Annotated in this window: 9 protein-coding genes; 1 reads left to right on the forward strand and 8 read right to left on the reverse strand. The window is 40.1% G+C overall.

Annotated elements, in window-relative coordinates:
* The coding region (locus LBQ60_20715; protein MDR2040345.1) for a PUR family DNA/RNA-binding protein at window positions 1-182 on the reverse strand (182 nt) is incomplete at its 3' end.
* 62 nt (window positions 183-244) lie between these two features.
* Window positions 245-601 (reverse strand): dihydroneopterin aldolase, encoded by a 357-nt coding sequence (gene folB / locus LBQ60_20720; GenBank protein MDR2040346.1) that lies wholly within the window; start codon window positions 599-601, stop codon window positions 245-247.
* A gap of 190 nt (window positions 602-791) precedes the next feature.
* Here folB and LBQ60_20725 point away from each other — a divergent pair, with 190 nt between their 5' ends.
* On the forward strand, window positions 792-2,039 hold the full coding sequence (locus LBQ60_20725) for a hypothetical protein (GenBank protein MDR2040347.1): 1,248 nt from the start codon (window positions 792-794) through the stop codon (window positions 2,037-2,039).
* 97 nt (window positions 2,040-2,136) lie between these two features.
* Here the strand turns inward: LBQ60_20725 and LBQ60_20730 are convergent, their stop codons facing one another.
* The 6 genes from LBQ60_20730 to LBQ60_20755 form a co-directional block, all read right to left on the reverse strand.
* Complete coding sequence (locus LBQ60_20730) at window positions 2,137-3,468, reverse strand: DUF58 domain-containing protein (GenBank protein MDR2040348.1); 1,332 nt, start codon at window positions 3,466-3,468, stop codon at window positions 2,137-2,139.
* An 81-nt stretch (window positions 3,469-3,549) separates the two neighbouring features.
* Window positions 3,550-6,003, reverse strand: a complete 2,454-nt coding sequence (lon, locus tag LBQ60_20735) for an endopeptidase La (protein ID MDR2040349.1) — start codon at window positions 6,001-6,003, stop codon at window positions 3,550-3,552.
* A gap of 138 nt (window positions 6,004-6,141) precedes the next feature.
* Window positions 6,142-6,399, reverse strand: a complete 258-nt coding sequence (locus LBQ60_20740) for a type B 50S ribosomal protein L31 (protein MDR2040350.1) — start codon at window positions 6,397-6,399, stop codon at window positions 6,142-6,144.
* 249 nt (window positions 6,400-6,648) lie between these two features.
* Window positions 6,649-8,106: a decarboxylating NADP(+)-dependent phosphogluconate dehydrogenase gene (gene gnd / locus LBQ60_20745; GenBank protein ID MDR2040351.1), complete on the reverse strand. Its 1,458-nt coding sequence runs from the start codon at window positions 8,104-8,106 to the stop codon at window positions 6,649-6,651.
* Window positions 8,107-8,129: 23 nt separating this feature from the next.
* The gene (gene pdxB, locus LBQ60_20750; protein MDR2040352.1) at window positions 8,130-9,278 is read right to left on the reverse strand and encodes a 4-phosphoerythronate dehydrogenase PdxB; all 1,149 of its coding nucleotides are present in this window, start codon (window positions 9,276-9,278) and stop codon (window positions 8,130-8,132) included.
* Window positions 9,279-9,285: 7 nt separating this feature from the next.
* Window positions 9,286-9,750 (reverse strand): gfo/Idh/MocA family oxidoreductase (locus LBQ60_20755; GenBank protein ID MDR2040353.1); only part of this gene is annotated, 465 nt, incomplete at its 5' end.

Below are 9,750 nucleotides of genomic sequence, written 5' to 3' on the forward strand. Positions count from 1 at the left end.
TTAAATTTATCAAATACGGAATTACCGTCATCATCAACCCTTTTTTTGCTTTCTGTAATGACCAGATAATGATGATTATTGCGATTGATTTTTACATCAAAAAAATAAGTTCTCTGTCCTGCTCTTACCATATTTGAATAAACACGACGATCAATTAGGTTATCTTCAAATTTTTGTCTCATCTGAAAAAATATTAATGTATTTTAAAAATTTCCATATCAATTATTTAAATCCAACAAACAGGCTATCTACTCTTTTGCTGGATAACACTTACACTCTCAAGTTGTCCTCCTATAGGAGGATTAAATTTGGAAACTTTTACTTCGATTTGTTGTATCTGTAAAAAATGAATAAAGATGCGGTTTAAAATACGATAACATAAATGTTCCAGTAAATGTGAGGTAACATCCATTTCTTCTTTGACCATTGAGTATACTTGCACATAATTTAAAGCATCATCAATATTGTCACTTTCCGAAGGTATCGTCATATCTGTTTCTATAGTAATATCTACAATAAAACGATTCCCTATTATTCTTTCTTCCCGGTAACAACCATGAAAAGCATAAAACTCCATTGAACTAAGAACAATCTTCCCCATATCCCAACGCATTAAAATTCTATACAAAAATAAATCGAAAATCAAGTCTTCCGATATCTTTATCTGATCATTCCGTAATTTTTATGAAACTGATTAAATAAGGATACACATAATAAACAAGCCTCAGGAGATTATGTTCAATTGTATTATTGTTAAAATTTTAATATCTTCGATAATTTATCAAGAGATCATGTTAAGGATGAAAACAGGTTTATGGTTATTGATTGTCTGCTTTTTAGTGAAGTACTCCTCTTTACAGGCACAAGAACGAAAAGGATATTTTTTCGATGCATCGGGTATTTCGAAAGAGGTTATGGAAAATTACCTGTCGCGTTCGGTCACCATGGCAGAATTTCTCGAGATCGACCCTTATGCCAATGATGGGCCTTATCCTTATAAAGGGGATGATGTAAGGTTGATCAAAAATATTGGGGCGAAATTTATAGGAAGGTCTATTTACCGTTGGGGTACGGAAAGTGTATTAAATAATGCTGCATACCTTGATAATGCCAGGCAACTTATCCGGGAAATACATCTTTATGACAAGGATGTAGTTTTTCAGGCTGCACTTTTTGAAATTGTCACTTTGCAGGTGAATGATATAAAAATTCCGGATTGGGCATATAAAGCTATGGGGATTCCTAAAGAAAGCCGGAATTTTGATTATAACAGGATGTTGAATAGGGATAGTATATTTGTCAATCAATGGGGAAAAGGGGCGAGTGTACCGGATATCAGCCAGCCGGAATCTCAATTATGGTTTATTTTCCTTGCAGGAACTTATATGGACCTTGGATGTGAAGCTATGCATCTGGGGCAAACATCTTTGATGGGAATGGCAGATCCATATTTCTTACATTGGGAATCACTAATTGCTAAGCTACGGGCATATGCTGTAAAGAATGCACGGCGTGGCTGGATCCTACTGGATGCGCATACTCCTCATGGCGGAATGGTAGTAAATGGAAAAAGTTTACTGGATTTTAATACTTTTCCCTTACGGATCAAAGAAATACCGGAGCAACCCCAGATGTGTATCCTGGAGAAAGGTTATCTGGATGCTTTATATGGAAGGAGCATCGGATGTGTTACCCCCAGCGGATGGTCATGTCCGTCCTTACCCTATCTGGTTGAGTTTGATAATTTCGGATGCAGTAAAACCCCTGGAAAATCTACTATCAATAACCATTTTGTTTGGGGGTATGATGAGATTACCTGGTTTTACCTGCAAAGTGAACAATATAGGAATGAGTGGTTGATATATGCTTATAACTGGATAAAAGAAACAGATCCAAACGGTTACCTACAAATGCCTGTAAGTAGGATCATCAGTTTATGTAACAGGCAATTTGGAAAAAGGTTTCGCGGGAATACCCGCTCTTCTGATATGCCCGAAGGGTTGAATATAGAAAATACCATTAAAAGATTGTGGAAATAAAGCCGGGGTAGGGGATAGGTAGTAGAAGCGTATGAGAAGTGTTTTGAAATTGTAGCCAACATTGTTAAATACATATCTGTTTGCCTCTTTTGGGAGATCAGATCATTCCTCTTGACTTAAATTCCAGATACTGGTTGATGGTATTGACAGTAAGATCAGCAGGACGTGTTATAATCGTATATATACCGTATTGGTTCAGTTCTTTAGCCATTAGTTTTTTGTTATAAATAAATTGTTCGGCAATGGCCTTCTGGTAGATACCCTCCAAATTATCCGCTTTCTGTTCTGATATTTCCTTTAATTCCGTATTCTCGAAAATAACGATTAAAAGCAGATGTTTTAACGCCAATTGTTTAAGGAATGGTAACTGGCGACTCATGGCCTGAATCGTTTCAAAATTGGTATACAAAATCAATAAGCTCCTTTGGGTGATATGGTAAGATATTGTAGCATACAACATTTCAAAATCACTTTCCTGAAAGCGGGTTTTCTGATTATATAGTGTATCTAAAATCTTGTGTATATGTGTTTTTCTCCGTTCAGCCGGAAGTATATTGCTGATCTTGTTTGAAAAAGTAATTATCCCTGCTTTATCTTCTTTCATTAATGCAATATTGGAGATCACCAATGAGGTATTAATCGCATAATCCAATAAGCTTAAGCCTTCAAATGGCATTTGCATAGTTCGCCCTTTATCGATCAGGCAATAGACCTGTTGCGATCTCTCATCCTGATAGTCATTTACCATTAATTCATTACATCGTGCCGTAGCACGGGGGTTTACAGTACGTGGATCATCACCTTCCATATAAGGGCGTATATGTTCAAATTCGGAGCTATGTCCCAGTTTCCGGATGCGTTTTACTCCATATTCCGTCAAACGGTTTGAAATTGCCATTAATTCATATTTACGCATTTCTATATATGAAGGATAAACAGGGATAATGGTTTCTTTGCCAAAGCTGTATCGCCGCGAAATAAACCCAAATAAATTAGTTACAAAGACATGGACATGTCCAAAACTGTATTCTCCCCGTTTTACCGGACGTAACAGATACCGGATGACTTTAGTCTGGGACGGATGCAGTTTTTCTAAAAATGAGACATCCCGTTTTTGAAATTGTACAGGGATCTCGTCGACTACTTCAATGTCAATATTAAAAGGATAGTGGTTTTCAATATGTAACAAAATTTCATTGTTGCTGCCGTTGGACATACGTTCAGCCATAGTACGCACGGCATAGATGCCATTCTTATTATACAGGACAACAAGATCTGTAAGAACAACCAATAACCATATGAAAAAAATAACTTGTACGGCTGTAAATAAAACTGGTTGTAAATACGCCAGAATAAACGAGGCAACAATAATGCTAAGTACTATAAAAAAACGACGCGTCAGGTAAAAAGAACGGATCTTGGATTTCATCGGTGGGTTGATCTATTCGGATTACAGATAAAAGCAATCCTCAAATATACCATTTTCCTGTTAAATACAGAAGAAAGATACTTAAGTGATCCCGGGGACATTGGTCACTTTTTCATCGAGCAATACCTGTTGCAGGACATCGGATACGTCATCCACATAGGTAAAGTTCAGATCCTTAATAAATAATTCATTCACTTCAGCAATGTCCTTTAAATTGGCAACGGGTATATAGATATCTGTTATATTGGCCCGTTTTGCTGCAAGAATTTTTTCCTTGATGCCTCCTACCGGTAGAATTTTTCCCCGTAGTGTGATTTCTCCGGTCATTGCTATCTTATCCTGTATCTTACGCCTCGTAAAAGCAGAAGCAATTGCCACGACCATAGCCAGTCCGGCTGAAGGGCCATCTTTGGGAATAGCTCCTTCCGGGACATGTACATGTACATTCCACCGCTCAAAGATATCATATGGCAGATCCAGTAGCTGATAATTGGATTTCAGGTATTCCAGGGCTATTACGGCAGATTCTTTCATTACATTTCCCAGATTACCAGTCAATGTCAATGTTCCTGTTCCATGGCTCAGGGAACTTTCCACAAACAGGATATCTCCCCCCTCTGAAGTCCAGGCAAGACCTGTAACTACTCCGGCATACTCATTTCCCTGGTATCTTTCATAAAGATATTTAGGCGCCCCTAAAATGTCGGAAATATGTTTTGTGGTTAGTTTTTTTGGAAAATCGGTCTCCATGACGATCTTTTTTGCCAGATTCCGTATAACAGAAGCAATGGATTTATCCAGTTCCCGGACACCTGATTCCCGTGTATAATTTTCAATGATATAGGTAATGGCTTCTTTTGAAAAAGATATATGATAATCTGTAAGCCCATGGGCTTCTATTTGTTTACGGATCAAATGTTTTTGAGCAATACAAACTTTTTCTTCCTGGACATAACCATTCACTTCTATGATCTCTAACCGGTCACGTAAAGCCGGGCTTATGGACATTAAATTGTTGGCGGTGGCAATAAACATCACTTTGGAAAGGTCGAACTCCAGTTCCAGGTAATTATCATAAAAAGTATTGTTTTGTTCCGGATCGAGCACTTCGAGCAGGGCTGAAGCCGGGTCCCCGTGTGGACCTATACTGATCTTATCTATTTCATCGAGTACAAAAACCGGGTTGGCAGATTTGGCTTTCCGGATACTTTGTATGACACGTCCGGGCATTGCGCCGATATAAGTTTTTCGATGTCCGCGTATTTCAGATTCATCATGTAATCCTCCCAGTGACATCCTAATATAATGCCGCTTTAATGCTTTTGCGATTGATTTACCCAAAGATGTTTTACCAACTCCGGGTGGGCCTACGAGACAAAGGATGGGTGATTTTAAATCGTTTTTGAGTTTCAGTACAGCCAGGTATTCCAATAAACGTTCTTTTACTTTTTCCAATCCGAAATGATCTTCATCCAGGATTTTTTTCGCCCGTATCAGATCGAAATGATCTGTGGTATACTCATTCCATGGGAGATCGAGTAAAGTGTACAGATAATTGAGTTGATTGGAGTATTCTACGGAAGCCAGGTTAAGCCTGCGTAATTTTTTTAATTCCCGCTCAAAGACCTTTTCATGTTCCCGTCCCCATTTTTTCTTTGCTCCTGCTTCTTCTAAATACCGGAATTCCTGATTTGCAGGATCTGCCCCCAATTCTTCCTGTATGACTTTCATTTGCTGTTGGAGCATGTATTCCCGTTGCTGTTTGTCAAAATCAGATTTGACCTTATTTTCAATCTGATGTTTGATCTCCAATAGTTGAAGCTCTTGTGCCAAATAATCAATCAGTGAAGTTGCCTGATGCTTTAGGTTAGGTATTTCAAGGATTTTCTGTTGATTGACAATTTTTATAGGTACATGGGCAGCCACGAAATTAACGGCAAGTAAGGGATTGTCAATATTCTTGATGACAAAAGAAGTTTCCGGCGAATAGGTGGATATAAAATCAATAACCCTGATAGATAGCTCTTTAACGGTTGCAGCCAAAGCCTGGTATTCAGGATCATTTTCATTTTCCAGTACATCATCAAATAAATGGTATTTTACACAATGAAGCGAATTTTTTCCGGTAAACTGATCTACTGTAAAGCGCTTTTTCCCATGAAGGATCAATACCCGGGATCCATCAGGCATCTCCAGGATTTTAACGATTTGGGCAATGGTACCTACCCGGTATAAGTCGTCTACAGATAACGTTCTGTCAAGAAAACCCACTTTCTGGCTCAGGACAGCAATATACTGCTTGTTTTTATAGATATCGTCGATGAACTTTTGCGGTTGTGCCCGGCCAATATTTATAGGCAATACTACTCCCGGAAACAGCACAGTATGTGATAAGGGAAAAACAGGTAGTATGTTAGGTAAAGGTAATTCCTGATCTGTTTCATTGTTAACAGGAATAAGCACATCTTGTCCTTTTTCCTGAATATCAATGAACAAAGAAGGATCAATGATAAAATTGTAGAAACTTTTTGCCATAAATACCGAGGTCTGATTTATGTTTTTTCTTTTACCTTTATGTATATAACAATTGAAAAGGAGTTTTTGCAAAAAAAAACTTCGAATTCCACAAATTTATCATGAAATTCGAAGTTGAACAATTATTTCTTACAAAATTTATTTTTTCTTGTAATGATCTTTGTAGCGATTCATAAATTTATCAACGCGTCCGGCAGTATCCACCAATTTCATTTTTCCTGTATAAAACGGATGGGATGTATTAGAAATCTCCAGTTTGATTAATGGATATTCGACGCCGTCTATTTCAATTGTTTCACGTGAATTGGCTGTAGAACGGGTGATAAAGGTATGGTCATTTGACATATCTTTAAATGCCACCAATCGGTAATTTTTAGGATGAATGTCCTTTTTCATTGCTTATTATCTGATTATAAAATATATATTCAATTTTTCGGATGGCAAATATACACATAATAACGATATGTACAAAAAGTTTTCGCCTTTTTAACCATTTTTTCTTCTATGACGACGTAACTAAAATTTTCCGGGTATCTTTTAAATTTTTCAATCCGAATAATTTAAAAGATACCCGGAATAGTTCTGTAAACAACAAATATCAAAAAAGACTGCCATACGACAGTCTTTTTTGATATTATCAACTTATTATACAGTATAAGTCGTAGACACGGTATCACCGCCCCGGCCGGTCCAGTTGGTATGGAAAAATTCACCGCGCGGTTTGTCGATACGTTCGTAGGTGTGTGCTCCGAAATAATCGCGTTGAGCCTGTAACAAGTTGGCAGGCAAACGTTCCGAACGGTATCCGTCATAATAACATAGCGCTGAAGTCAGTGTGGGAACGGGCACACCGTTGGCCAGGGCTGCCGATACGACATTACGCCATCCATCCTGTGCTTCTTTCAGTTTTTGAGTGAAATACGGATCGAGCAGGATATTTGCAATATCGGGATTCTTGTCGAAAGCTTCTTTGATCTTTCCTAAGAATACGGAACGGATGATACAACCGCCGCGCCACATCATAGCAATTCCACCGTAGTTCAGGTCCCATTTATATTCTTCGGAGGCCGAACGCATCAGGGTATAGCCCTGTGCATAAGAAACAACTTTAGATGCAAACAATGCTTTGCGCAGATCTTCAACGAGTGCTTTCTTGTCACCACTGAATGCAGGTTTTGGTCCCTGTAATATTTTAGATGCAGCTACACGTTCGTCTTTTTGGGCAGATAAACAACGTGCAAATACCGCTTCTCCGATCAATGTCAGGGGAATACCCTGGTCTAAAGCAGCAACGGCTGTCCATTTACCGGTACCTTTTTGTCCTGCGGTATCAAGGATCTTGTCTACAATAGGTTTGCCGTCTGTATCTTTGTAAGCCAGGATATCACGGGTGATCTCGATCAGGTAACTGTCAAGGTCTCCTTTGTTCCATTCGGCAAATACTTCGTGCATTTCATCGGCGCTCATGCCCAACAGGTCTTTCATTACCTGGTAAGCTTCGCAGATCAGCTGCATGTCGCCGTATTCGATACCATTGTGTACCATTTTTACGAAATGTCCGGCACCGTCTTTTCCCACCCAGTCACAGCAGGGAGTTTTGCCATCGTCCACTTTGGCGGCAATAGCCTGGAAAATGGGTTTCACTGCAGACCAGGCTGCCGGTGAACCGCCGGGCATGATAGAAGGACCTAATAACGCGCCTTCTTCACCGCCTGATACACCGGTACCTATATACAACAGGCCTTTACTCTCTACATATTTCGTACGACGGTTGGTATCCGGAAAATGGGTGTTACCGCCATCGATAATGATATCACCCGGTTCAAGATAGGGAAGAAGCAGTTCAATAAAATCGTCCACAGCTTTTCCTGCTTTCACCATCAACATCACCTTACGGGGACGTTTCAGTGAGGCTACCAATTCCTCGATGCTGTGCGCCCCGAAAATCTTTTTCCCTTTTCCGCGTCCGTTGACAAAATTGTCTACTTTTTCAACCGTACGGTTATAAACGCTGACAGAGAAACCTTTGCTCTCCATATTCAATACAAGGTTTTCACCCATAACGGCCAAACCTACCAAACCAATATCCGAAACTTCTTTCATATTTATTATATTAAGGTTGATGATTATTTTTTCTTCTTTTCTTCTGATGACAGGTTAAATCCTAATGAAACCAGTTGTTCTCCTATTCCGGAATGTTCATTCTTCAGTTGAATGGTGTATGCCTCAAATTCCCTGCGCACCGGGTAATTTCCGCGCTGTTTCTCGAATGTGCCGGGAGAAACCCGCAGACGTCCGTCATCGTCATTGATAGAATAGGTATGCCAGATGGCTTCACAGATACACTGTTGGGAAGCCTTTCCGTAACAATCCAACATAAAATGGAGCGGCTGTGCCGGTTCGGGCACATCGTCCGGTTTCCAGTCCGTCAGCGGCAGACCGAAGAAACGACTCAGGGCCTGTACGCTCATGGCTGTTCCGTTGGCTTTGCCGTCTGCAGAATAACCGGCAATATGTGGAGTGGCAATATTGAGCTTGGACATCAGTTCAGTATCGATATCGGGTTCATTTTCCCAGACATCCAGAACAACTGCATCCAGATGTTTGATCTTCAATGCATTTTTTAACGCTGCATTGTCGACTACTTCGCCTCTTGAACTGTTGATAAGGATGGTACTTCTGCGCATACAGGTAAACATCGCTTCATCGAACAGGTGGAAAGTCTGGTCGGACCCTGTCCGGTTAAGCGGTACATGTAGCGAAATAATATCACTCATATGTATGATTTCGTCCAGGGGAACAAACTGTGCAGGTCCTTCTATCCTTGCCCTCGGCGGATCGTTCAGCAATACTTTCATTCCCAGTTCCTGTCCCAGTCGGGCGACTTTGCTTCCGACATTCCCTACTCCGACAACTCCCAGCGTGATATTTTCAAATGAAAAACCGTAATGGGAAGATAAGGTGGCCAATGCAGATGCGATGTATTGACGTACTGATCCCGAATTACATCCCGGTGCATTGGTCCATGCGATTCCGTTCGCTTCACACCATTCCGTATCGATATGATCATAACCAATGGTCGCCGTGGCGATAAACTTCACAGAAGTCCCTTTCAGCAAGGCTTCGTTACATTTTGTACGTGTCCGGATGATGAGTGCATCGGCATCGGAAATATTTCCGTGTGCGAACACGGAGCCGGGCAAATAAATAACCTCGGCATATGGTTCCAATACGCCCCTGATAAAAGGTATCTTATCGTCAATAACTATTTTCATACAAAATTTAAGGGTTCAAATATAATATTTTATCCATTACCCGGTTAGTTCGTGCAGCTGAAATTCCATCGGAAGGTGATATTCCTTTTCCATGTAATTGGGCTACAATATTTTCGATCATTGGTTGTTGGATGTGTTCCGGACGCGGAAAATTATATTCGGATTGTTCATATGTTGTCCGGAGAAATATCGGAGTAAAGGTGAAAGTGGAGAAACGGACACTTCCTTTGTTACCCGTGATCTCTACCATATCCGCTTCGGACGATTTGGAAGCGGCATACGCCCATTCACCGCATCCTATTACCCCGGATACGAAACGAAAAGAAGCAGTGACCGTATCTTCCGTTTCATATAACCCGGCATGGTTAGCTGTGAAGCCTTTGGCTTCGGAAATCTCTCCCAGGATAAAATCCAGTATATCCAGTGTATGACAGGCCATATCGTAAAAATATCCTCCACCGGCAATATCTTT

The organism is Bacteroidales bacterium (assembly GCA_031275285.1).
GTDB lineage: Bacteria > Bacteroidota > Bacteroidia > Bacteroidales > UBA4181 > JAIRLS01.

Coding starts and splice junctions, on each gene's coding strand:
- pdxB (MDR2040352.1), bottom strand. CDS start 9,278: ATGAAAATAGTTATTGACGATAAGATACCTTTTATCAGGGGCGTATTG.
- lon (MDR2040349.1), bottom strand. CDS start 6,003: ATGGCAAAAAGTTTCTACAATTTTATCATTGATCCTTCTTTGTTCATT.
- folB (MDR2040346.1), bottom strand. CDS start 601: ATGGGGAAGATTGTTCTTAGTTCAATGGAGTTTTATGCTTTTCATGGT.
- gnd (MDR2040351.1), bottom strand. CDS start 8,106: ATGAAAGAAGTTTCGGATATTGGTTTGGTAGGTTTGGCCGTTATGGGT.
- LBQ60_20725 (MDR2040347.1), top strand. CDS start 792: ATGTTAAGGATGAAAACAGGTTTATGGTTATTGATTGTCTGCTTTTTA.
- LBQ60_20730 (MDR2040348.1), bottom strand. CDS start 3,468: ATGAAATCCAAGATCCGTTCTTTTTACCTGACGCGTCGTTTTTTTATA.
- LBQ60_20740 (MDR2040350.1), bottom strand. CDS start 6,399: ATGAAAAAGGACATTCATCCTAAAAATTACCGATTGGTGGCATTTAAA.